The sequence below is a fragment of the Enterobacter cloacae complex sp. IR5450 genome, from assembly GCF_049238665.1.
In the GTDB taxonomy this organism is placed as follows: domain Bacteria; phylum Pseudomonadota; class Gammaproteobacteria; order Enterobacterales; family Enterobacteriaceae; genus Enterobacter; species Enterobacter hormaechei_C.
In genome coordinates this window covers 400155-422175 of sequence record NZ_JBMKIC010000001.1, presented here as the reverse complement: position 1 = coordinate 422175, position 22021 = coordinate 400155, and the positions used below count along the sequence as shown (strand labels likewise).

The 22021-nt window shown below is 57.9% G+C and carries 23 protein-coding genes; 19 read left to right on the top strand and 4 right to left on the bottom strand.

Going from position 1 to position 22021, the window contains the following annotated elements:
• Nucleotides 1-2 precede the first annotated feature (2 nt).
• A complete protein-coding gene (locus ACOTYB_RS01900; RefSeq protein ID WP_017383925.1) occupies nucleotides 3-347 on the top strand; it encodes a gamma-glutamylcyclotransferase family protein in 345 nt (114 codons plus the stop codon).
• A gap of 117 nt (nucleotides 348-464) precedes the next feature.
• Here ACOTYB_RS01900 and ppa read toward each other — a convergent pair whose 3' ends face one another.
• Nucleotides 465-995, bottom strand: a complete 531-nt coding sequence (gene ppa / locus ACOTYB_RS01895; protein WP_006810347.1) for an inorganic diphosphatase — start codon at nucleotides 993-995, stop codon at nucleotides 465-467.
• Between the two features lie 309 nt (nucleotides 996-1304).
• Here ppa and ytfQ point away from each other — a divergent pair, with 309 nt between their 5' ends.
• The 5 genes from ytfQ to ACOTYB_RS01870 all read left to right on the top strand — a co-directional run bounded on the left by ytfQ (nucleotide 1305) and on the right by ACOTYB_RS01870 (nucleotide 7582).
• Entirely contained in the window at nucleotides 1305-2261 is a 957-nt protein-coding gene (ytfQ, locus tag ACOTYB_RS01890) for a galactofuranose ABC transporter substrate-binding protein YtfQ (RefSeq protein WP_045342489.1), read from the top strand.
• Between the two features lie 132 nt (nucleotides 2262-2393).
• Nucleotides 2394-3896 carry a galactofuranose ABC transporter, ATP-binding protein YtfR gene (ytfR, locus tag ACOTYB_RS01885; protein WP_017383923.1) on the top strand — a complete coding sequence of 501 codons (1503 nt, stop codon included), beginning with the start codon at nucleotides 2394-2396 and terminating at the stop codon, nucleotides 3894-3896.
• 10 nt (nucleotides 3897-3906) lie between these two features.
• Nucleotides 3907-4932 carry a galactofuranose ABC transporter, ATP-binding protein YtfT gene (gene ytfT / locus ACOTYB_RS01880; protein ID WP_161353898.1) on the top strand — a complete coding sequence of 342 codons (1026 nt, stop codon included), beginning with the start codon at nucleotides 3907-3909 and terminating at the stop codon, nucleotides 4930-4932.
• Nucleotides 4919-5920 carry a galactofuranose ABC transporter, permease protein YjfF gene (gene yjfF, locus ACOTYB_RS01875; protein WP_112017661.1) on the top strand — a complete coding sequence of 334 codons (1002 nt, stop codon included), beginning with the start codon at nucleotides 4919-4921 and terminating at the stop codon, nucleotides 5918-5920. Before ytfT ends, yjfF begins: the two co-directional genes overlap by 14 nt.
• Before the next feature lie 93 nt (nucleotides 5921-6013).
• The gene (locus tag ACOTYB_RS01870) at nucleotides 6014-7582 is read left to right on the top strand and encodes a methyl-accepting chemotaxis protein (RefSeq protein ID WP_017694651.1); all 1569 of its coding nucleotides are present in this window, start codon (nucleotides 6014-6016) and stop codon (nucleotides 7580-7582) included.
• A 40-nt stretch (nucleotides 7583-7622) separates the two neighbouring features.
• Here the strand turns inward: ACOTYB_RS01870 and fbp are convergent, their stop codons facing one another.
• On the bottom strand, nucleotides 7623-8621 hold the full coding sequence (gene fbp, locus ACOTYB_RS01865) for a class 1 fructose-bisphosphatase (RefSeq protein WP_060579847.1): 999 nt from the start codon (nucleotides 8619-8621) through the stop codon (nucleotides 7623-7625).
• 179 nt (nucleotides 8622-8800) lie between these two features.
• Here fbp and mpl point away from each other — a divergent pair, with 179 nt between their 5' ends.
• Nucleotides 8801-10174 carry a UDP-N-acetylmuramate:L-alanyl-gamma-D-glutamyl-meso-diaminopimelate ligase gene (gene mpl / locus ACOTYB_RS01860; RefSeq protein WP_023315280.1) on the top strand — a complete coding sequence of 458 codons (1374 nt, stop codon included), beginning with the start codon at nucleotides 8801-8803 and terminating at the stop codon, nucleotides 10172-10174.
• Nucleotides 10175-10260: 86 nt separating this feature from the next.
• Here mpl and yjgA read toward each other — a convergent pair whose 3' ends face one another.
• Entirely contained in the window at nucleotides 10261-10812 is a 552-nt protein-coding gene (yjgA, locus tag ACOTYB_RS01855; protein ID WP_003856072.1) for a ribosome biogenesis factor YjgA, read from the bottom strand.
• A gap of 95 nt (nucleotides 10813-10907) precedes the next feature.
• On the opposite strand from yjgA, the gene pmbA reads away from it, so the two are divergent.
• Nucleotides 10908-12260, top strand: coding sequence for a metalloprotease PmbA (gene pmbA, locus ACOTYB_RS01850; protein WP_015572506.1), 1353 nt, complete (start codon nucleotides 10908-10910; stop codon nucleotides 12258-12260).
• Between the two features lie 42 nt (nucleotides 12261-12302).
• Nucleotides 12303-12689, top strand: coding sequence for a cytochrome b562 (gene cybC, locus ACOTYB_RS01845; protein ID WP_022650280.1), 387 nt, complete (start codon nucleotides 12303-12305; stop codon nucleotides 12687-12689).
• Nucleotides 12690-12759: 70 nt separating this feature from the next.
• Here the strand turns inward: cybC and ACOTYB_RS01840 are convergent, their stop codons facing one another.
• Nucleotides 12760-12915, bottom strand: coding sequence for a Hok/Gef family protein (locus ACOTYB_RS01840; protein WP_017383916.1), 156 nt, complete (start codon nucleotides 12913-12915; stop codon nucleotides 12760-12762).
• A 416-nt stretch (nucleotides 12916-13331) separates the two neighbouring features.
• On the opposite strand from ACOTYB_RS01840, the gene ACOTYB_RS01835 reads away from it, so the two are divergent.
• The 10 genes from ACOTYB_RS01835 (at nucleotide 13332) to ACOTYB_RS01790 (ending at nucleotide 22000) form a co-directional block, all read left to right on the top strand.
• The gene (locus ACOTYB_RS01835) at nucleotides 13332-13670 is read left to right on the top strand and encodes a PRD domain-containing protein (protein WP_026080657.1); all 339 of its coding nucleotides are present in this window, start codon (nucleotides 13332-13334) and stop codon (nucleotides 13668-13670) included.
• Between the two features lie 10 nt (nucleotides 13671-13680).
• Nucleotides 13681-14043 (top strand): SFCGS family glycine-rich protein, encoded by a 363-nt coding sequence (locus ACOTYB_RS01830; RefSeq protein ID WP_006810339.1) that lies wholly within the window; start codon nucleotides 13681-13683, stop codon nucleotides 14041-14043.
• A gap of 2 nt (nucleotides 14044-14045) precedes the next feature.
• Nucleotides 14046-14345: a DUF4312 family protein gene (locus tag ACOTYB_RS01825; RefSeq protein WP_006810338.1), complete on the top strand. Its 300-nt coding sequence runs from the start codon at nucleotides 14046-14048 to the stop codon at nucleotides 14343-14345.
• 22 nt (nucleotides 14346-14367) lie between these two features.
• Nucleotides 14368-15144: a DUF4311 domain-containing protein gene (locus tag ACOTYB_RS01820; RefSeq protein WP_006810337.1), complete on the top strand. Its 777-nt coding sequence runs from the start codon at nucleotides 14368-14370 to the stop codon at nucleotides 15142-15144.
• 13 nt (nucleotides 15145-15157) lie between these two features.
• Nucleotides 15158-15799 (top strand): DUF4310 family protein, encoded by a 642-nt coding sequence (locus ACOTYB_RS01815; protein ID WP_003856081.1) that lies wholly within the window; start codon nucleotides 15158-15160, stop codon nucleotides 15797-15799.
• Between the two features lie 42 nt (nucleotides 15800-15841).
• A complete protein-coding gene (locus ACOTYB_RS01810) occupies nucleotides 15842-16975 on the top strand; it encodes an amidohydrolase/deacetylase family metallohydrolase (protein ID WP_022650282.1) in 1134 nt (377 codons plus the stop codon).
• Entirely contained in the window at nucleotides 16959-18077 is a 1119-nt protein-coding gene (locus tag ACOTYB_RS01805) for a DgaE family pyridoxal phosphate-dependent ammonia lyase (protein ID WP_032608372.1), read from the top strand. The genes ACOTYB_RS01810 and ACOTYB_RS01805 overlap by 17 nt, the downstream gene beginning before the upstream one ends.
• Nucleotides 18074-18814, top strand: a complete 741-nt coding sequence (gene dagF / locus ACOTYB_RS01800; RefSeq protein WP_045350667.1) for a 2-dehydro-3-deoxy-phosphogluconate aldolase — start codon at nucleotides 18074-18076, stop codon at nucleotides 18812-18814. Before ACOTYB_RS01805 ends, dagF begins: the two co-directional genes overlap by 4 nt.
• Nucleotides 18815-18933: 119 nt before the next feature.
• Nucleotides 18934-20070 (top strand): lactonase family protein, encoded by a 1137-nt coding sequence (locus tag ACOTYB_RS01795; protein WP_023324063.1) that lies wholly within the window; start codon nucleotides 18934-18936, stop codon nucleotides 20068-20070.
• Nucleotides 20071-20089: 19 nt separating this feature from the next.
• Entirely contained in the window at nucleotides 20090-22000 is a 1911-nt protein-coding gene (locus ACOTYB_RS01790; RefSeq protein ID WP_220153528.1) for a BglG family transcription antiterminator, read from the top strand.
• The last annotated feature ends 21 nt before the right edge of the window (nucleotides 22001-22021 follow it).

Below are 22021 nucleotides of genomic sequence, written 5' to 3'. Positions count from 1 at the left end.
CAATGCGAATATTTGTTTACGGCAGTTTACGAACCAGGCAAGGCAACAGCCACTGGATGACCAACGCCCAGTTGCTGGGAAATTACACAATCGAAAACTACCAGTTGTACAGTCTGGGCCACTATCCAGGCGCAGTTCCGGGGAACGGAACGGTACAGGGTGAGGTTTATCGTATTGATAATGCCACGCTGGCCGAACTTGATGCCTTGCGCACCAGGGGCGGTGAATACGCTCGCCAGTTGATCCAGACACCTTACGGCAGTGCATGGATGTACGTGTACCAACGTTCGGTCGACGGGTTAACGCTGATTGAAAGCGGTAACTGGTTAGACAGAGACCAGTTCTGAAAAACGACAACGCCACCGTAAGGTGGCGTTGTTTTTTTGCGCCCATTCGCACGGGTTACCGGGATCGAAAGGCACAAAAAAGCTCCGACGCGCGGGGCTTAGTATCAGCAGTAAGAATTACTTCTTAGCAGCACGCTCGAAAGAGGCGATGATTTCTGCTTTCGCCGCTTCTGCGTTATCCCAGCCTTCAACTTTAACCCATTTGCCTTTTTCGAGATCTTTGTAGTGCTCGAAGAAGTGGGCGATCTGCGCTTTCAGCAGCTCTGGCAGGTCGTTCACATCTTTAATGTGATCGTACTCTTTGCTCAGCTTGGTGTGCGGTACGGCAACCAGTTTCGCATCTTCACCCGCTTCGTCAGTCATTTTCAGCACGCCAACAGGACGGCAGCGAATGACGGAGCCTGGCTGCAATGGGTACGGCGTCGGGACCAGTACGTCAACCGGGTCACCGTCCAGAGACAGAGTGTGGTTGATGTAGCCGTAGTTGCACGGATAGAACATGGCGGTAGACATGAAACGGTCAACGAACAGCGCACCGGTGTCTTTGTCGATTTCGTATTTGATTGGATCTGCGTTGGCCGGGATTTCGATCACAACGTAGATGTCTTCTGGCAGTTCTTTACCCGCAGGGACGTTGAGTAAGCTCATGTCGGTGTCCTTTAAAATGGATGGTAAACAAGTGGCAGGTATTATAGCCAACTGGCGCTGAAAGTCTCCGCCTGTTTTCGACTTCTCTCCCTCGCGCCTTCACTTTTCAGACCGTTTCCATGACAGGATAATCCATAAACTCAGCCGCATTTTAAATGTTGAAATGAAAGCGATTACAAACTTGTGATTAACGTTTTATTCACTTTTCTGAAGTGTGATGTAACGCAATCCGTAACATATTCCATTGGCTATAGTTCATCCGCGGAACATCTTTTAACCAACAATAACCTACCCTACGAGGACGTTCATATGTGGAAGCGCTTACTTCTTGTTACAGTAGTTTCGGCAGCCATGTCGTCTATGGCGATGGCCGCACCTTTAACCGTGGGATTTTCGCAGGTCGGATCTGAATCCGGCTGGCGCGCCGCTGAAACGAATGTGGCGAAAAGTGAGGCCGAAAAGCGCGGTATTACGCTGAAAATCGCCGATGGTCAGCAAAAGCAAGAGAACCAGATTAAAGCGGTGCGCTCGTTTATCGCTCAGGGCGTGGATGCCATCTTTATTGCCCCGGTTGTCGCTACGGGCTGGGAGCCGGTGCTGAAGGAAGCCAAAGATGCTGAAATTCCGGTCTTCCTGCTCGACCGTTCCATCGACGTAAAAGACAAATCTCTCTATATGACCACCGTCACCGCCGATAACGTGCTGGAAGGCAAACTGATTGGTGACTGGCTGGTGAAGCAGGTGGATGGCAAGCCGTGTAACGTGGTTGAGTTGCAGGGCACCGTCGGAGCGAGCGTGGCTATCGACCGTAAGAAAGGTTTCGCGGAGGCCATCGCCAAAGCACCAAACATCAAAATCATCCGTTCTCAGTCCGGCGACTTCACCCGCAGCAAGGGTAAAGAGGTCATGGAAAGCTTCATCAAGGCAGAAAATAACGGCAAAAATATTTGCATGGTTTACGCCCACAACGACGACATGGTGATCGGCGCCATCCAGGCCATCAAAGAAGCGGGCCTGAAGCCGGGCAAAGATATCCTCACCGGCTCGATCGACGGCGTACCGGACATCTACAAAGCAATGATTGACGGCGAAGCGAACGCCAGCGTGGAGCTGACGCCAAATATGGCGGGCCCGGCATTCGATGCGCTGGAGAAATTCAAGAAAGACGGCACCCAGCCTGAGAAGTTGACCATCACCAAATCCACGCTCTACCTGCCGGACACGGCGAAAGAAGAGTTAGAGAAGAAGAAAAATATGGGCTACTAAGCCCTCGCCCCCTCACCCTAGCCCTCTCCCCGGAGGGGAGAGGGAAAAGGGCGGGTTGGGCAGAAAATTAAAGATGGGCACGACATAGTCCCCTCTCCCCTCCGGGGAGAGGGTCAGGGTGAGGGGGAAACCATGACCACCGAACAACACCAGGAAATCCTTCGCACAGAGGGCCTGAGTAAATTTTTCCCTGGCGTTAAGGCGCTGGATAACGTTGATTTCAGCCTGCGGCGGGGGGAGATCATGGCGTTGCTCGGCGAAAACGGGGCGGGGAAGTCGACGCTGATTAAAACCCTGACCGGGGTCTATCACGCCGATCGCGGCGCTATCTGGCTGGAAGGTAACGCCATTTCGCCCAAAAACACCGCACATGCCCAGCAACTGGGGATCGGCACGGTCTACCAGGAAGTAAACCTGCTGCCAAACATGTCGGTAGCGGATAACCTGTTTATTGGCCGCGAGCCCAGACGTTTTGGCCTGCTGCGCCGCAAAGAGATGGAAGCGCGCGCCGCGAAGCTGATGGAATCGTATGGCTTCTCTCTCGACGTGCGCGAACCGCTGAACCGTTTCTCCGTGGCGATGCAGCAGATCGTGGCGATCTGTCGCGCTATCGATCTCTCGGCGAAAGTGCTGATCCTCGATGAACCCACCGCCAGCCTCGATACCCAGGAAGTGGAGATGCTTTTTACCCTGATGCGCCAGCTGCGTAATCAGGGCGTTAGCCTGATTTTCGTGACGCATTTCCTCGATCAGGTTTACGAGGTGAGCGACCGTATTACGGTGCTGCGCAACGGCAGCTTTGTCGGCTGCCGGGAAACCCGCGAGCTGCCGCAGATAGAGCTGGTCAAAATGATGCTGGGCCGCGAGCTGGAGACCAACGCGCTTCAGCGCGCGGGCCGTACGCTGCTGAGCGAAAAACCGATCGCCGCGTTTCACGATTACGGCAGAAAAGGGACCATCGCGCCGTTTAACCTCGAGGTACGCCCCGGTGAAATTGTGGGACTGGCGGGTCTGTTAGGCTCCGGGCGCACCGAAACCGCCGAAGTCATCTTCGGGATCAAACCTGCCGACAGCGGAACGGCGCTGATCAAAGGCAAACCACAAACGCTACGTTCACCGCATCAGGCGTCGTGCCTCGGCGTGGGCTTCTGCCCGGAGGACAGGAAAACGGACGGTATTATTGCCGCCGCCTCGGTGCGGGAAAACATCATTCTGGCGCTACAGGCCCAGCGCGGCTGGCTGCGTCCGATCCCTAAGCGCGAGCAGAACGCGATTGCCGAGCGCTTCATCCGCCAGCTCGGTATACGTACCCCGAGCGCGGAACAGCCCATCGAGTTCCTCTCGGGCGGTAATCAGCAGAAGGTGTTGCTCTCGCGCTGGCTGCTCACCAAGCCGCAATTCCTGATCCTCGACGAGCCCACGCGCGGTATCGACGTGGGCGCGCACGCCGAAATCATCCGGCTTATCGAAACGCTCTGCGCCGACGGTCTGGCGCTGCTGGTGATCTCGTCTGAGCTGGAGGAGCTGGTCGGCTATGCCGATCGCGTCATCATCATGCGCGATCGCAGGCAGGTGGCAGAGATCCCGCTGGATAAACTGTCGGTTCCGGCGATCATGAATGCCATCGCGGCGTAAGGACTCAAATGTGATGTCCCGTTCTCTTTCGCAAACTGGCGAAGCGAAGCGCCGCTTCAGCTGGCCGACCGGCACGCCGCAAATCGTGGCGCTGCTGCTGGTGCTGCTGGTGGATAGCCTGGTGGCTCCGCATTTTTTCCAGATCGTCGTGCAGGATGGCCGCCTGTTTGGTAGCCCGATCGACATCTTAAACCGTGCCGCGCCCGTGGCGCTGCTGGCGATTGGTATGACGCTGGTCATTGCCACCGGCGGGATCGACCTCTCCGTCGGTGCGGTAATGGCGATTGCGGGCGCCACCGCCGCCTCGATGACCGTCGCCGGGCACAGCCTGCCGGTGGTTCTGCTGGCCGCGCTGGGCTCCGGCGTGCTAGCCGGGCTGTGGAACGGCATTCTGGTCGCGGTGCTCAAGATCCAGCCGTTTGTCGCGACGTTGATTTTGATGGTGGCCGGGCGCGGTGTGGCGCAGCTTATTACCTCCGGTCAAATCGTCACCTTTAACTCCCCGAGCCTGGCGTGGATCGGCAGCGGTAATTTTCTGTTCTTCCCGACGCCGGTGATCGTCGCGCTGGTGACGCTGGTGGTGTTCTGGCTTTTCACCCGCAAAACGGCGCTCGGGATGTTCATCGAAGCGGTGGGGATTAACATTCGGGCCGCGAAAAACGCCGGGGTAAATACGCGGCTGATGGTGATGCTGACTTACGTGCTGAGCGGCGTCTGTGCTGCGATTGCCGGGGTGATCGTGGCCGCCGATATTCGCGGAGCTGATGCCAATAACGCCGGACTCTGGCTCGAGCTGGATGCAATCCTTGCGGTGGTTATCGGCGGTGGATCGCTGATGGGCGGACGTTTTAATCTGCTGCTCTCGGTGGTGGGGGCGTTGATTATTCAGGGTATGAATACCGGTATTTTGCTCTCCGGGTTCCAGCCGGAGCTGAATCAGGTCGTCAAAGCGGTCGTGGTGCTTATCGTGCTTATCGTGCAGTCGCCGCGCTTTATCACTCTCATTAAGAGGTTCCGCGGTCATGATAAAACGTAATTTGCCGTTAATGATCACGCTGGGCGTGTTCGTGCTGGGATACATTTACTGCCTGACCCAGTTCCCGGGCTTCGCCTCCACGCGGGTGATTTGCAACATCCTGACCGACAATGCCTTTTTAGGCATTATCGCCGTCGGCATGACGTTTGTGATCCTCTCCGGCGGGATCGATCTCTCCGTTGGGTCGGTGATCGCCTTTACCGGCGTGTTCCTTGCCAAGGCGATTGGCTTTTGGGGCATTTCGCCGCTGCTGGCTTTTCCGCTGGTGCTGGTTATGGGCTGCGCGTTCGGCGCCTTTATGGGGCTTTTGATCGATGCGCTGAAAATCCCGGCCTTTATTATCACCCTCGCCGGGATGTTCTTCCTGCGCGGCGTGAGCTATCTGGTGTCGGAGGAGTCAATTCCCATTAACCACCCGATCTACGACACGCTCTCCAGCCTGGCGTGGAAAATCCCCGGCGGGGGGCGCCTGAGCGCAATGGGGCTGCTGATGCTGGGCGTGGTGGTGATCGGGATCTTCCTCGCCCACCGTACCCGGTTTGGTAACCAGGTTTATGCCATTGGCGGCAGCGCCACGTCCGCGAACCTGATGGGAATTTCCACGCGCAGCACCACTATCCGCATCTACATGCTTTCGACCGGGCTGGCCACGCTCGCGGGGATTGTATTCTCAGTTTATACCCAGGCAGGCTATGCCCTGGCGGGGGTGGGCGTTGAGCTGGACGCCATTGCCTCGGTAGTGATTGGCGGTACGCTGCTCAGCGGCGGAGTGGGGACAGTCCTCGGCACGCTGTTTGGCGTGGCGATCCAGGGGCTGATTCAGACCTATATCAACTTCGACGGCACGCTCAGCTCCTGGTGGACCAAAATCGCCATCGGCATTCTGCTGTTTATTTTTATCGCGCTCCAGCGCGGCCTGACGGTGCTGTGGGAGAACCGCCAGAGCTCGCCTGTTACCCGGGTGAATACCTCTGTAACAGGGCGATAACATGCTGAAATTGCTTAAACTCTAAACATTTTCCGGTAGCGGCCGATACTCTTTTTTTATGCCCAGAAATATCTCGCTACCGGAAATAACATCATGCTTAAAACGCTATCGATTCGTACCGGCTTGCTCTCTTTACTGGCCGTTATGACCCTTCTGCTGCTGATTGTCAGCGGCATCGGCATTTATGCCCTTACACAAAGTTCCGCTTCTCTCCAGCGCATCAATCATCTTCAGGGTGAACAGATGGTGCAGCTGAATGCCGGCTATACGCTGATCCTGCGCGCGCGTAACGAAGCGGGGCAGGCCGTCCGCATGATGGAGGTCGGCCTGCTGGACGATGCGGCCAGGGCGGTCAAAACCATTAACCAGGAAGTGGCGCTGGCACAGAAAACGCTGAAGGACGTGATCGGCAGCGGCGTGGCGGATGAGCAGGGGCAAAAGCTGCTGGATAACGTCGCCGCGAGCCTGGCGGTGTACAACCAGCAGGGTATCAGCCCGATGCTGAAAGCCCTGAACGAGCAAAGCGCGGACAGCTATTACGATCTGCTGGAAAACAAGCTGGTCCCGGTGGCGAAGCAGTTTGATAACGATATGCAGGCGTTCCAGGCATGGAGCGAGGCGCGCGGCAAAGCGGAGGTGAGCGCCGTGCAGGCGAGTAAAACCCGCGTGCTGATCCTGATTATCGTCGCGGCGCTGCTGACGGCTGGCATTATCGTGCTGGCCTGGCTGGTTCTGCGCCATATGCTGCTCAAGCCGCTTTCAGCCTCGATTGCCCAGCTGGAACATGTGGCGGCCGGGGATTTAACCCATACCCTGAACGCGCCGGCGAGCCAGGAATTTAATCGCCTTAACGCGGCGATCGAAGGGATGCGCCAGTCGCTGATGGACTCCGTTCTGCGGGTGCGTGACGCCAGCTCGCAGATTGATACCGGCAGCCGCGAGCTGACGGCCGGGAATATGAACCTGGCTCAGCGCACGGAATCCACCGCCACCTCGCTGGAGCAGACGGCCGCCAGCATGGAAGAGATCACCGCCACGGTGAAACTTAACGCCGATAACGCCGAGCAGGCGCACCAACTGGCGAAGTCGGTCTCCGATACCGCCGATCACGGCAGCGAAATGGTCTGCTATGTCATTGAGAAGATGCGCGACATCTCCGGCAGCTCGGCACGCATCGCCGATATCCTGAGCGTCATCGACGGCATTGCCTTCCAGACCAATATTCTGGCGCTGAATGCCTCCGTTGAAGCGGCGCGTGCGGGTGAGCAGGGGCGAGGTTTTGCGGTCGTGGCGGGTGAGGTGCGTAATCTCGCCAGCCGCAGTGCTGATGCGGCGAAAGAGATCCGCTCGCTTATCAGCGATTCGCAAACCCACGTGAACGAGGGCAGCGAGCTGGCGCAGCAGGCCGGTGAGACGATGGACGAGATCGCCACCGAAGTACTGCGTATGACCAAACTGATGCGTGAAATTGCGACGGCCTCTCAGGAGCAAAGCCGCGGTATTGAGCAGGTGAATATCGCCGTCAATCAGATGGATGAAACGGCGCAGCAAAATGCGGCGCTGGTCCAGCAATCATCTGCGGCAACACGTTCCCTGGAGGAGCAGTCTCGCGAGCTGATGGAAGCGATGGCCTCCTTCAAATTGACGACGCAAACGGCATGACGAAAAAAAGGGGAGCCTGACGGGCTCCCCTTTTCGTGCGTTACGCGTCCGGGTATTCGCGGATCATGCGTTCAACGTCATCCACCATATGGCGGTTGCCGACGAAGAAGGAACGGCGCTGGTGCAGGCTTTCTGGCACGATATCCAGAATACGCTCTTTACCGTCGCTCGCCTTGCCGCCTGCCTGTTCGGCCAGGAACGCCATTGGGTTGCACTCGTACAGCAGACGCAGTTTTCCGTCCGGGTGGCTGGCGGTGCTTGGGTAGAGGTAAATACCGCCCTTCAGCAGGTTACGGTGGAAATCCGCCACCAGCGAGCCGATATAGCGTGAGGTGTACGGGCGCTGGGTGGCTTTATCCTCTTCCTGGCAGAATTTGATGTACTTCTTCACGCCGTTCGGGAATTTGATGTAGTTGCCTTCGTTGATGGAGTAGGTGTTGCCCTTCTCCGGGAAGCGCATACGCTCCTGGCACAGGCAGAACACGCCCAGGGACGGATCGTAGGTAAAGGCGTGTACGCCGCAGCCGGTGGTGTACACCAGCATGGTGGACGAGCCATACACCACATAACCGGCAGCAACCTGTTTACTGCCCGGTTGCAGGAAGTCTTCTTCCGTCACCGGCGTGCCAACCGGCGTGACGCGACGGTAGATGGAGAAAATGGTACCGACAGAAACGTTAACGTCGATGTTGGAGGAGCCGTCCAGCGGATCCATCAGAACAACGTATTTCGCGTGTTCACACCCTTCGAATACGACGATCTCATCTTCTTCTTCAGAGGCGATACCCGCAACGATGTCGCGCGCGCGCAGTGCTGCTTTCAGTTTTTCATTGGCGAACAGGTCGAGTTTCTGCTGAACCTCACCCTGAACGTTCTCGGCACCGCTGGCACCCAGGATATCGACCAGACCGGCCTTGTTGATATCGCGGTGGATGATCTTAGCGCCCAGCTTTATTGCCGACAGCAAAGCAGTGAGCTCACCCGTAGCATGAGAGAACTCGTGCTGCTTCTCGACAATAAATTCACCTAACGTTTTCATAACACTTTCCCTGCATCTTATGTTGAGTAAAGCGGTTGATGTCCAACAATCTTAACAAACATTCAAATATTAGCGCAGAGGTGAATCGCGCCAGCAAAATACGGATTTACCTGAAATGCGTTTCACAGCCGCTGACATGTGAGTAAAATGTGCGCCACATTGAAGAAGGATAGTGACGTATGCGCATTCATATATTGGGGATTTGTGGCACTTTCATGGGCGGACTGGCAATGCTGGCGCGCTCGCTGGGCCATGAAGTGACAGGTTCGGACGCCAATGTGTATCCGCCGATGAGCACGCTGCTCGAGAAGCAGGGAATTTCTCTGATTCAGGGATACGACGCCAGCCAGCTGGAGCCGCAGCCGGATCTGGTGATCGTGGGTAACGCCATGACCCGTGGGAATCCATGCGTTGAAGCGGTGCTGGAACGCAATATCCCGTACATGTCTGGCCCGCAGTGGCTGCATGATTTTGTCCTGCGCGACCGCTGGGTTGTCGCCGTTGCCGGGACGCACGGCAAAACCACCACCGCCGGTATGGCGACCTGGATCCTCGAAGCCTGCGGCTACAAGCCGGGCTTCGTGATCGGCGGCGTACCGGGGAATTTCGACGTCTCCGCGCGTCTGGGCGACAGCCCGTTCTTTGTGATTGAAGCGGATGAATACGACTGCGCGTTCTTCGACAAGCGCTCCAAGTTCGTGCATTACTGCCCACGCACGCTGATCCTCAACAACCTTGAGTTCGATCACGCGGATATCTTTGACGACCTGAAAGCGATTCAGAAACAGTTCCACCATCTGGTGCGCATTGTTCCGGGTCAGGGCCGCATTATCCTGCCGGAGAACGACATCAACCTGAAGCAGACCCTGGCAATGGGGTGCTGGAGCGAGCAGGAGCTGGTGGGCGAGCAGGGGCACTGGCAGGCGAAAAAGCTCAACGCGGATGCCTCCGAATGGGAAGTGCTGCTCGACGGTGAGAAAGTGGGCGAGGTGAAGTGGGGCCTGGTGGGCGAGCACAACATGCACAACGGCCTGATGGCGATCGCCGCGGCGCGTCACGTTGGCGTACTGCCTGCGGATGCCGCCAATGCGCTGGGCACGTTTATCAACGCCCGTCGCCGTCTGGAGCTGCGTGGCGAAGCCCACGGTGTGACGGTGTATGACGATTTCGCGCACCACCCAACGGCCATTCTGGCGACGCTTGCCGCATTGCGTGGCAAAGTTGGCGGCACCGCGCGCATTCTGGCCGTGCTGGAACCGCGTTCGAACACCATGAAAATGGGCATCTGCAAAGACGATCTCGCGCCGTCCTTAGGGCGTGCCGACGAAGTCTTCCTGCTGCAACCGCAGCATATTCCGTGGCAGGTGGCCGAAGTGGCCGACGCCTGCATTCAGCCAGCGCACTGGAGTGCGGACGTGGATGTCTTAGCGGATATGGTGGTGAAAGCCGCACAGCCTGGCGATCACATTCTGGTGATGAGCAACGGCGGGTTTGGCGGGATCCATCAGAAGCTGCTGGACGGTCTGGCGAAGAAAGCCGCGGCCGCAGAGTAAAAAAAGACCCGGTGGCGCTAGCGCTTACCGGGCCTACATTATCTCTTCTCCCTCTCCCCTTTGGAGAGAGGGCTGGGGTGAGGGGCTTACTCTTCGTTCTCAGACAGCTCGCGCAGATACTGGAAAATCAGGCGCGCTGACTTCGGCGGCTTATTCCCTTCTTTCTCTTTCTTCGCGTTACGGATCAAAGAACGCAGCTGCTGGCGGTCGGCATTCGGCCACAGGTTCAGCACTTCAGGTACCGCGTCATCACCTTGCTCGATCAGACGATCGCGGATCTGCTCCAGCTTATGGAACAGCGCAACCTGCTGGTTGTGGCGGTTTTTCAGTTTGTCCAGCGCCTGACGGATCGGCTCCACGTCGCGCTGACGCAGCAGTTTCCCGATAAGCTGAAGCTGGCGGCGACGCCCTTCTTTCTTGATTTTCTGTGCCAGTTCAATGGCATCACGCAGATCCTGGTCGAGCGGGATCTTATCCAGCGCGTTTTTACCCAGTTCTACCATTTCTGCGCCAAGCTGTTTTAACTCTTCGGCGTCACGTTTAATTTCACTTTTACTGACCCAGATGATCTCATCATCTTCGTCTTCGATGTCATCACCGGGAACGTCGTCGAGCCAGTCTTCGGGCTGCTTAGTCATGTCAGGCTCCTTAAAAAAAGAGGCTAATGTTACCAGTTAAGACGCGCACTGAAAAACGGTTCTCTGTTAGACTTCACTTAACTCTCTCTTACAGTATGGCATTTGCGATGAAAGTAACCTCACAAGTTGAAGCGCAGCGTAAGATTCTGGAAGAAGCCGTCTCCACCGCGCTGACGCTCGCTTCAGGTAAATCAGATGGCGCCGAAGTGGCGGTCAGCAAAACCACCGGCATTAGCGTGAGCACCCGCTATGGCGAAGTGGAGAATGTAGAATTTAATAGCGATGGCGCGCTGGGGATCACCGTGTATCACCAGAATCGCAAAGGCAGCGCGTCGTCTACCGATCTCAGCCCGGATGCCATCGCCCGTACGGTGCAGGCGGCGCTGGATATCGCGCGTTACACCTCCCCGGATCCTTACGCTGGCGTGGCCGATAAAGAGCTGCTGGCGTTTGACGCGCCGGATCTCGATCTGTTCCATCCCGCGGAAGTGACGCCGGACGAAGCCATTGAGCTGGCCGCGCGAGCCGAGCAGGCTTCTTTGCAGGCTGACAAACGCATCACCAATACCGAAGGCGGCAGCTTTAACAGCCACTACGGCATCAAAGTGTTTGGTAACTCCCATGGCATGTTGCAGGGGTACTGCTCAACCCGCCACTCGCTTTCCAGTTGCGTCATCGCCGAAGAAAACGGCGACATGGAGCGCGACTACGCCTATACCATTGGCCGCGCGCTGGGGGATTTGCAGTCTCCGGAGTGGGTGGGTAAAGCGTGCGCCGAACGCACGCTGTCTCGCCTGTCGCCGCGCAAGCTCTCCACCATGAAAGCCCCGGTGATTTTTGCCAACGAAGTGGCGACCGGTCTGTTTGGCCATCTGGTAGGCGCTATCGCGGGCGGTTCCGTTTACCGTAAATCGACCTTCCTGCTCGACTCGCTGGGCAAGCAGATCCTGCCGGAATGGCTGACCATCGAAGAGCACCCACACCTGCTGAAAGGGCTGGCCTCCACGCCGTTCGACAGCGAAGGCGTTCGCACGGAACGCCGGGATATCGTGAAAGACGGCATTCTGACCCAGTGGCTGCTGACCAACTACTCTGCGCGTAAGCTGGGGCTGAAAAGCACCGGGCACGCGGGTGGCATCCACAACTGGCGCATTGCCGGACAGGGCCTGAATTTTGAACAGATGCTGAAAGAGATGGGCACCGGCCTGGTGGTCACCGAGTTGATGGGGCAGGGCGTGAGCGGTATCACCGGCGATTACTCTCGCGGTGCAGCGGGCTTCTGGGTCGAAAACGGTGAAATTCAGTATCCGGTGAGCGAAATCACCATCGCCGGCAACCTCAAGGACATGTGGCGCAATATTGTTACGGTCGGTAACGATATTGAAACACGCAGCAATATTCAGTGTGGTTCTGTATTACTGCCGGAGATGAAAATCGCCGGGCAATAATCCCCTTAAAAGCGTGATTAATAATAAAAAAGGAAGTGAGCAATGCGTAAACACCTGTTAGCGATCGTCGCGGCTTCAACGCTGGTTCTTGGCTCATCTGCGTTTGCTGCCGATCTCGAAGACAACATGGACATCCTCAGTCAAAATCTGAAGGTGGTACAGAAAACCGACAATGCGGCGGAAATGAAAGACGCACTGACGAAGATGCGTGAAGCTGCGCTGGATGCGCAAAAAGCGACGCCGCCGAAGCTGGAAAGCAAAGCGGCAGACAGCGCCGAGATGAAAGACTACCGCCACGGCTTTGACGTGCTGGTCGGCCAGATTGACGGCGCGCTGAAGCTGGCGAACGAAGGCAAAGTGAAGGAAGCCCAGGCGGCAGCCGATCAGTTTGCGGCGACCCGCAACGCGTATCACAAGAAGTATCGTTAATTGGGTGCCTGAGCTGTACGTCCTATCTCCGTATGCGGAGGCGCATGATGCGCCCCCGCATCGTTGCTCCCTACTTGCCGGAGCGACAATCCATCCGCGCTGTAACTTCAAGCGAGCCATTACGAAAACGGATCTCGCACAGTGTTTTCCTCGTCACCAGCGTTAAGATGATTATTGTCAAAGAAATAATCATCAAAACCCCGATACTTGGGTTTCTGCGTTTCATGGATGCCTCCTTGCTTTAAAGCGGGCGAGGTAGCGAACTCCACGGTGTGACGTGTCGTTTCGAGCCCCCGCCCTGATTTTTTATCAGGCGGGGCTTTCCACTTTCCGTCCCATGCCTGAGACGGTCAGTCTCAAGCACCCGCCGCCACTCTAGCGAATCTCCATAAGAAAACCTTATCCACGTCACATTTCTACGAGCCTGCTCGTAATCTTTTCCACTCCGCTTAGCAGTCTAATACCGCGTAATAGCGTGATATTCATCACGTAAATCCAGCGATTTATACAGATTCACCGCATTTATGTGGCACAGATCACTGCCGCTGCTCGCCTTTCCACTTCGAAGTGGAAAACAACTCGCTACAAACAATTCCCCCTCGACGTTAGTTTTATTCCAGAGCCATTAACGGGGTAAGACGAGTGATTAACGGAGCGGTAATGAACGACGTTGGGGAACAGGCGGTGCAAACAGAACAGCTCGCGAACACCATGCTTCAGCAGGTCTACGCCCTGCTGGCCCGGCACAACATCATCCCCAACGCGGTACAGGAGCAGATGCTGACCTCCCACGTTCGCGCAATGGCGCACCGGTCCGTGACCGGCGAGCCGCTGCCGGAGGTTGAAGCAGAGCTGTTCGACGAAATTTCACCAGATTCAATGCAACTTGCCCGTGAAGTGGTAGCGCAGTTCGGCAACCTTCCTGATGAAGAGGCCTGGCTGCTCTCCGTTCACTTCGAAGTCGCGAAAGACAACCTTTAAGGAGCAACACATGGAACAGATTACAGTCGTGATTGGCGATCGCCTGGGTAAAGGTCAGAAAGTGGCTGCGGGTGTGGAAAAAGCCGGCGGACGCGCGGTTGTCGTACCGGGCATGGCAGCGGATATGAAGCTCGGTGACGTGATGAAAGCGGAAAACGCCACCTTCGGCATCTCCTTCTGCGGCAGCGGCGGCGCGGGCGCCATCACCGCTCAGACCAAATATGGCTACAAGGCCAAATACGGAATGCGCTCCGTGGATGAGGGTGTGACCGCCATCAACGAAGGCTGCAACGTGCTGGGCTTTGGCTTTATGGATAAAGAAGAGCTGGGCGAGCGTCTGGTACAGGCGTGGCAGAAGAAATACGGCGCGTAAGCATGAAAGAACAGTTCACAACCACGGTGAGAGTGAAGGGGAAGGGCGACGCCAAAGCGCGCGCCTTTGCCGACGCGCTCAACCACGTTCAGGCCGCGGTGATGAAAGCCTCACCGCATATCTTACTGCGTATTGAGCCACAGGATGTGCAGGTCGTTCAGGCGCAAGAAGCGGTGCGAAAAGAAGCGTTTCTGTTCTTCTTTCTGCGCCGGGAAAGACGCACCTACAGCGTGGAGCTGGATGTGACCGTCAACGTGACAGCCATCAATCTCGACCAGGTGGATTTCGTCACGCAACGCTGATTATTCATAAAAGGGCAGACTGATGTTCTTAATTATATTAATAAAATCGCTCATCATCGGCGGCCTGGTAGGCGTCGGTGTCGGGGCCGGGGCTGCACGCATGTTTCATGCGCCTACCACTCAGGGTATGGGCGCGTTTCGTACGTTGGGGGAACTGAACTCCTGCGAAGGGGATCCGGCGTCCCACTTCTCCTTTGGGTTAGGTTTCTTCTTTAACGCCTGGGCCTCTTCCGTGGCCGCAGGTGCCTTCACACAGGACGTTGACCACCGCATCATCCCGAACTGGGGTGCTGCCGCGCTGATGATCAAAAACCGTAACGTCGGTGAAACGCTGCATGACCCGCGCAAAATGGCGATTGCCTGCGGCATCATCGGCATGATTGTCGTGACCTTCCTTAACCTGACCGCCTCCTCCGTGCCCGCAGCGCTTCAGGTCACCGCCGTGAAGGTGCTGGTACCGGCGGCTAACCTGCTGGTCAACACCGTGATGCCGGTGATCTTCTGGCTGGCGGCCATCGACGCGGGTAAAAAATCGGGCTTCTGGGCCACCATCTTTGGCGGCGCGGCGCAGCTGATCATGGGTAACGCCGTACCGGGTCTGGTACTGGGTATTCTGATCGGTAAAGGCGTGGAGGAGAGCGGCTGGAACCACGTCACCAAAGTGATGATGGCGGCGATCGTTCTGCTCTTCGTGCTGAGCGGCTTCTTCCGCGGCTTCGACATGAAGATGATCGAATCCTTCCATCTGACCGTGCCGAACTGGCTCGACATGATCCACAACTCGCTCAGCGGTAAATAACAGGAGCCTCGACATGGAACAGAATAAAGGTTTTTGGTATGCCGACTGGTCGTTCCCGATCTTCGTTGGCCTGCTCTCCTCCGGCGTTTTTGCCGGGACGCACATGTACTACCTCTACGGCATCGGCGCGTTTAACGAAGTGGCCTTCGTGGCGATGCTGAAAGCGGGCATTGATACCGGCGTTTACGGCGCAGTGGCGGCATTTGGCGCGAGCTTCCTGTTCGCCCGAATTATCGAAGGGTCGCTGGTAGGTATTCTTGATATCGGCGGGGCGATCCAGACCGGCGTGGGCCTCGGCGTACCGGCGCTGCTGCTGGGCGCGGGGATCATGTTCCCGGTGACCAACTTCATTGCCTCGCTGATTACCGGCCTGGTGATTGGTCTGGCGATTGGCTACGTCATCATCCTGGCGCGTAAGTTCACCATCAACCAGAGCAACTCCACCTACGGCGCAGACGTGATGATGGGCGCGGGTAACGCCTCCGGCCGCTTCCTCGGGCCGTTGATTATCCTCAGCGCCATGACCGCTTCCATTCCAATCGGCGTCGGTTCCCTGGTAGGCGCGTTGCTGTTCTACATCTGGCAGAAGCCGATAACCGGTGGCGCCATCCTCGGCGCAATGATTTTGGGCTGGCTGTTCCCGGTCGCCCTTTAATACCCGCGGGCGCTTCGGTGCCCGCCTTATCAGGAGAACCCCATGTTTGATCTACTCCTGCGCCGTGCGCGCCTCGCCGACGATACCCTGACCGATATCGCCATTCAGGACGGGAAGATCGCCGCGACAGGCGACATTAACGCTCCCGCCCGCAAAACGGTTGAGCTTAACGGTGATGTGTTCGTCAGCGCGGGCTGGATTGACTCCCACGTCCACTGCTACCCGAACTCCCCGATTTACCACGACGAGCCGGACAGCGTGGGCATTGCCACCGGCGTCACCACCGTGGTGGACGCGGGCAGCACCGGGGCCGACGACGTGGACGATTTCTACGCCATCACCCGCAAAGCCTCCACCGAGGTGTTTGCCCTGCTGAACATCTCCCGCGTGGGGCTGATCGCCCAGAACGAGCTGGCCAATATGGCCAATATTGACGCCGACGCGGTGAAAGAGGCGGTGAAACGCCATCCTGATTTTATCGTCGGCCTGAAGGCGCGCATGAGCAGCAGCGTGGTCGGTGAAAACGGCATCACCCCGCTGGCGCGCGCGAAAGCGATCCAGAAAGAGAACGGCGACCTGCCGCTGATGGTGCACATTGGCAACAACCCGCCGAACCTCGACGAAATCGCCGAGCTGCTGAGCTCCGGCGACATCATTACCCACTGCTACAACGGCAAGCCAAACCGCATCCTGACGCCCTCCGGCGAGCTGCGTGCCTCCATTACCTCCGCCCTGAAGCGCGGCGTGCGTCTGGACGTTGGCCACGGTACGGCGAGCTTCAGCTTTGAAGTGGCGAAGCGCGCTATTGCGATGGGCATTCTGCCGCACACCATCAGCTCGGATATTTACTGCCGCAACCGCATCAACGGTCCGGTCGGCTCGCTGGCAAGCGTGATGTCGAAATTCCTCGCCATCGGCATGTCATTGCCGCAGGTGATTGACTGCGTCACCGCCAACGCCGCCGACGGCCTGCGCCTGACGCGCAAAGGCCGCATTCAGCCTGGCCTCGACGCCGATCTGACGCTGTTTACCCTCAAGCGCCAGCCGACGGTGCTGACGGATGCCGAAAACGACAGCCTACAGGCTGAACACATTCTGGTGCCGCTTGCCGCGATCCGCGCGGGCAAGGGCTACATGACCGAACAAGGGAGCACGGAACATGCCTTCGATTTATGAGAAGTACAACTTAAAGCAGGTTATCAACACCTCTGGCCGCATGACGGCGCTGGGCGTCTCCACGCCGCGCCCGGAAGTGGTGCAGGCGGCGATGGACGGCATGAATCACTATTTCGAGATGAAGGATCTGGTCAATAAAACCGGGGAATACATCGCGAAGCTGCTGGAGGTGGAAGGGGCGACGGTGGTCTCCTGCGCGTCGGCGGGCATTGCCCAGTCCGTGGCGGCTGTGCTGGTGAAAGATAGCGACTGGCTGCTGGAAAACCTGCACGTCACACCGATTGAAAATAACGAGATCGTCCTGCCGAAAGGCCACAACGTGAATTTTGGCGCGCCGGTGGGCACCATGGTGGCGCTTGGCGGCGGCAAGCTGGTGGAAGCGGGCTACGCCAACGAATGCTCTGCCGATCAGCTGGCGGCGGCGATCACCCCGCGCACGGCGGCTATCCTCTACATTAAATCGCACCACTGCGTGCAGAAAAGCATGCTCAGCGTCGAGCAGGCGGCGGTTGTCGCGCGTAAACACGACTTGCCGCTGATCGTTGATGCCGCGGCGGAAGAAGATCTGCATACCTATTACCGATCCGGCGCCGATCTGGTGATCTACAGCGGCGCGAAGGCGATCGAAGGCCCAACCAGCGGCCTGGTGATTGGCAAAACCCAGTACGTTGAGTGGGTGAAGCGCCAGACGGCGGGCATTGGCCGCGCGATGAAGGTGGGCAAAGAGGGCATTCTTGGCCTGACCTGCGCCATCGAACACTACCTGACGGCCACCAAAGAGAGCGGCGCCGAGATGGTGGCGAAAATGACGCCGTTTATCGAGGCGCTCAACACCCTGAACGGTGTGACCGCGCGCGTGGTCTGGGACAGCGCCGGACGCGACATCGCCCGCACCGAAATTAAGTTCGACGAAGCCACCACGGGCGTCGGCACGGGTGACCTGGTGAACGCGCTGAAGCAGGGCGAATACGCCATCTATTTCCGTGGCTACAAGGCCAACGAAGGGATTATTGAGGCGGACGTGCGCAGCGTAAATGCTGACCAGCTGAACATCGTGTACCGTCGCATTAGCGAAGTATTAGGACAGGAGAAAAACGCATGAAACTGACCCCCAACTTTTACCGTGACCGCGTCTGCCTGAACGTGCTGGCAGGCTCAAAGGCCAACGCCAGCGCCATCTATGAGGCGGCGGAAGGCCACGTGCTGGTGGGCGTGCTCTCCAAAAATTACCCGGACGTGGCGAGCGCGGTCGCGGATATGCGTGAGTACGCGAAGCTGATTGATAACGCGCTCTCCGTTGGCCTGGGCGCGGGCGATCCGAACCAGTCGGCGATGGTGAGTGAAATATCCCGCCAGGTGCAGCCGCAGCACGTTAACCAGGTCTTTACCGGCGTGGCCACCAGCCGCGCGCTGCTGGGGCAAAATGACTCCGTGGTCAACGGTCTGGTCTCTCCGACCGGTACCGTCGGGATGGTGAAAATCTCCACCGGCCCGCTAAGCAGTAACGCGCCGGACGGCATTGTGCCGGTTGAAACCGCTATCGCCCTGCTGAAAGATTTCGGCGGCAGCTCCATCAAATACTTCCCGATGGGCGGCCTGAAATGCCGTGACGAATACCAGGCGGTGGCGGAAGCCTGCGCCCGTCACGACTTCTGGCTGGAGCCGACCGGGGGAATCGATCTGGAAAACTTCGAGACGATCTTGCAGATCGCCCTCGACGCGGGCGTGAGCAAAATCATCCCGCATATCTACAGCTCGATTATCGATAAAGCCAGCGGTGATACGCGCCCAGAAGATGTGCGCACGCTGCTGGCGATGACGAAGAAGCTGGTGAAGTAAAACCTGCCCCTCACCCCAGCCCTCTCCCCAAAGGGGAGAGGGTGTAATCGTCCCCTCTCCCCTTTGGGGAGAGGGTTAGGGTGAGGGGAAACAAACCGCACACACCCGAAGGAGCCACCATGCACACCCGTACCCTGCTTGTTGCTTCACTCTCTTTACTTGCTACCTCTGCTATTGCTCAAAACCAGTACGCCTGGGTGGGCACCTACAACCCCAACGGCGAAGGGCTGTACCGCTTTACCGTCGACCCGCAAACCGGTGCGCTGAACGATAAAACGCTGGTGAGCAAGCTGCCGAACGCCGCGCAGTTAACCGTCTCACACGACGGCAAAACGCTCTATCTGGCAAGCGAAGTGGAGCAGGGCGTGGTGCAGGCGCTGCGCATCGGCGATAACGGCACGCTGAGCGAGCTGAATCAGGTGGCCTCCGGCGGCGCGGGGCCGGTATATCTTTCCCTGACGCCGAACGGTAAACATCTGCTGGTGGCAAACTACATCAGCGGAACTGTCGCGGTGCTGCCCGTTAACGCAGACGGCAGCCTGAGCGATGCTACGGACACCCATCAGGACAAAGGCGAACCGGGCGCGGCGAAGCCGGAAGCTGCCGTCGAGGGCAGTTTCGCCATCAGCGATCATAACGGCCCGCATGCGCACATGATCGCCGCCGATCCGAGCGGGAAATACGTTTTTTCCACCGATCTGGGGCTGGATCGCATCTATCAGTACCGTTTTGACGATCAAACCGGGAAGCTGACTCCGAACGATCCGCCGTTTATCAGCGCCTCCTCAAAAGGGGCCGGGCCGCGCCACTTCGTCTTTACGCCGAAAGGTGATGCCCTGTGGCTGATTAACGAAGAGGCGTCTACGCTCACCCATTATGCGCTGGACAGTAATGGCAGGCTGAAAGAGGGTAAAACGGTTTCAGCCCTGCCGGACGGTTATAAAGGCACCAGTTTTGCTGCCGGGCTGGCGCTAAGTGCCGACGGGAAACAGCTGTATGTCGCTAACCGTTTGCATAACAGCATCGGGCACTTTACCGTAACGGCAGAGGGTACGCTGACGCATCAGGATGATGTCTGGACGCGCGGCGACTATCCGCGCACCCTGACGCTCGATAAGCAGGGTCGCTGGCTGTACGTCATGAACCAGCGCAGCGACAACATTACCCGTTTCCGCGTGGCACCGGACGGCAAGCTGAGCGCCGAGCCAGACTATACCCCGGTCGGCAGCCCATCCCAGATGGTCATTTCACCTTAAGCCGTAAGAGGACAACGACGTGCGATTTCCGAACCAACGTTTAGCGCAACTTTTCGATCTGTTGCAAAACGAGACGCTGCCGCAGGACGAGCTGGCGCAGCGGCTGTCGGTTTCCACGCGAACCGTCCGGGCGGATATCACCGCCCTGAACGCGCTGCTGGCCAGCCACGGCGCGCAGTTCATTTTGAGCCGGGGCAACGGCTATCAGCTCAAAATTAATGATGTGGCGCGCTATCAGCAATTGCAGGCGTCCCACCCGCGCGCGCTGCGTATTCCGCGAACCGGACCTGAGCGCGTGCACTATCTGGTGGTGCGTTTTCTGACGTCAGCCTTTTCCATCAAGCTGGAGGATCTGGCCGATGAGTGGTTCGTCAGCCGGGCCACGTTGCAGAGCGACATGGTGGAAGTGCGCGAGTGGTTTCACCGTTACAACCTGACGCTGGAAACCCGCCCTCGCCACGGCATGAAGCTGTTTGGCAGCGAGATGGCGATCCGCGCCTGCCTGACCGACCTCCTGTGGGAGCTGGCGCAGCAGGACAGCCTGAACCCGCTGGTGACCGACGTGGCGCTGAACGCGGGCGTGGCGGAAAAGATGGTGCCGGTGCTGCACGATGCGCTGACGCGCCATCACATTCGCCTGACCGACGAAGGCGAGCTGTTCCTGCGCCTGTACTGCGCGGTGTCGGTGCGGCGCATCAGCGAAGGGTATCCGCTGCCGGAATTCCACGCGGAAGACGTGGAAGAGAACGTGCATGAGGCGGCGAAAGATATCGCGGTGGCTATCCAGGAGCTGGCGGGCAAAGCGCTGTCGCCGTCAGAAGAGAGCTGGCTGTGCGTGCACATTGCGGCGCGGCAGATCCAGGAGATCGCCCCGAGCGCCATTAATGCTGACGACGACGAAGCCCTGGTCAACTACATTCTGCGCTACATCAACACCCACTATAACTACAACCTGTTGAGCGACGAGCAACTGCATGCAGATCTGCTCACGCACATCAAAACCATGATTACCCGCGTGCGGTATCAAATCATGATCCCCAATCCGTTGCTGGATAACATCAAGCAGCACTACCCGATGGCGTGGGATATGACCCTCGCGGCGGTGTCTAGCTGGGGCAAATACACCCCGTATGTGATCAGCGAAAACGAAATTGGTTTTCTGGTGCTGCATATCGGCGTCGGGCTGGAGCGCCACTACAACATCGGCTATCAGCGCCAGCCGCGGGTGCTGCTGGTATGCGACGCAGGTAACGCGATGGTGCGCATGATCGAGGCGGTACTTCAGCGTAAATACCCGCAGATTGAGGTGACGCGCACGCTCACCCTTCGCGAGTACGAGCTTGCCGATGCCATTGGCGAAGACTTTGTGATCTCCACCGCCCGCGTGAGCGAAAAATCCAAACCGGTGGTGATGATCGCCCCGTTCCCGACCGATTATCAGTTAGAGCAGATCGGCAAGCTGGTGCTGGTGGACCGCACCCGGCCGTGGATGCTGGAAAAATACTTCGACGCGGCCCATTTCCGCATTATCGACAAGCCTGTCGACCAGCAAACGCTGTTCCGCGAGCTGTGTGAACAGCTTGAAGCAGAGGGCTTTGTCGGTGCGGAGTTTCTGGATTCGGTTATCGAGCGTGAAGCCATCGTCAGCACCATGCTCGGCGACGGCATTGCGCTGCCGCACTCCCTCGGCCTGCTGGCGCAAAAAACGGTGGTCTACACCGTGCTGGCGCCGCAGGGCATTCAGTGGGGAGATGAAACCGCCCATGTCATCTTCCTGCTCGCCATCAGCAAAAGCGAGTACGAAGAGGCAATGGCGATTTACGACATCTTTGTCACTTTCCTGCGTGAACGCGCGATGGCGCGCCTGTGCCAGTGCGAGAATTTTGCGGCGTTTAAGGCTGAGGCGATGGAGAGTTTGAGTCGGTTTTGACGTTCAGGCGGACAGAGGATA

Bases quoted from the DNA above. Each gene is read 5' to 3' on its own strand.
- ACOTYB_RS01805 (WP_032608372.1), top strand. From the start codon at position 16,959: ATGCCTTCGATTTATGAGAAGTACAACTTAAAGCAGGTTATCAACACC.
- pmbA (WP_015572506.1), top strand. From the start codon at position 10,908: ATGGCATTTGCGATGAAAGTAACCTCACAAGTTGAAGCGCAGCGTAAG.
- ACOTYB_RS01810 (WP_022650282.1), top strand. From the start codon at position 15,842: ATGTTTGATCTACTCCTGCGCCGTGCGCGCCTCGCCGACGATACCCTG.
- ACOTYB_RS01795 (WP_023324063.1), top strand. From the start codon at position 18,934: ATGCACACCCGTACCCTGCTTGTTGCTTCACTCTCTTTACTTGCTACC.
- ACOTYB_RS01830 (WP_006810339.1), top strand. From the start codon at position 13,681: ATGGAACAGATTACAGTCGTGATTGGCGATCGCCTGGGTAAAGGTCAG.
- yjfF (WP_112017661.1), top strand. From the start codon at position 4,919: ATGATAAAACGTAATTTGCCGTTAATGATCACGCTGGGCGTGTTCGTG.
- ACOTYB_RS01825 (WP_006810338.1), top strand. From the start codon at position 14,046: ATGAAAGAACAGTTCACAACCACGGTGAGAGTGAAGGGGAAGGGCGAC.
- ACOTYB_RS01815 (WP_003856081.1), top strand. From the start codon at position 15,158: ATGGAACAGAATAAAGGTTTTTGGTATGCCGACTGGTCGTTCCCGATC.
- ACOTYB_RS01900 (WP_017383925.1), top strand. From the start codon at position 3: ATGCGAATATTTGTTTACGGCAGTTTACGAACCAGGCAAGGCAACAGC.
- mpl (WP_023315280.1), top strand. From the start codon at position 8,801: ATGCGCATTCATATATTGGGGATTTGTGGCACTTTCATGGGCGGACTG.
- yjgA (WP_003856072.1), bottom strand. From the start codon at position 10,812: ATGACTAAGCAGCCCGAAGACTGGCTCGACGACGTTCCCGGTGATGAC.
- ppa (WP_006810347.1), bottom strand. From the start codon at position 995: ATGAGCTTACTCAACGTCCCTGCGGGTAAAGAACTGCCAGAAGACATC.
- fbp (WP_060579847.1), bottom strand. From the start codon at position 8,621: ATGAAAACGTTAGGTGAATTTATTGTCGAGAAGCAGCACGAGTTCTCT.
- cybC (WP_022650280.1), top strand. From the start codon at position 12,303: ATGCGTAAACACCTGTTAGCGATCGTCGCGGCTTCAACGCTGGTTCTT.
- ACOTYB_RS01820 (WP_006810337.1), top strand. From the start codon at position 14,368: ATGTTCTTAATTATATTAATAAAATCGCTCATCATCGGCGGCCTGGTA.
- ytfQ (WP_045342489.1), top strand. From the start codon at position 1,305: ATGTGGAAGCGCTTACTTCTTGTTACAGTAGTTTCGGCAGCCATGTCG.
- ACOTYB_RS01840 (WP_017383916.1), bottom strand. From the start codon at position 12,915: ATGAAACGCAGAAACCCAAGTATCGGGGTTTTGATGATTATTTCTTTG.
- ACOTYB_RS01870 (WP_017694651.1), top strand. From the start codon at position 6,014: ATGCTTAAAACGCTATCGATTCGTACCGGCTTGCTCTCTTTACTGGCC.
- dagF (WP_045350667.1), top strand. From the start codon at position 18,074: ATGAAACTGACCCCCAACTTTTACCGTGACCGCGTCTGCCTGAACGTG.
- ytfR (WP_017383923.1), top strand. From the start codon at position 2,394: ATGACCACCGAACAACACCAGGAAATCCTTCGCACAGAGGGCCTGAGT.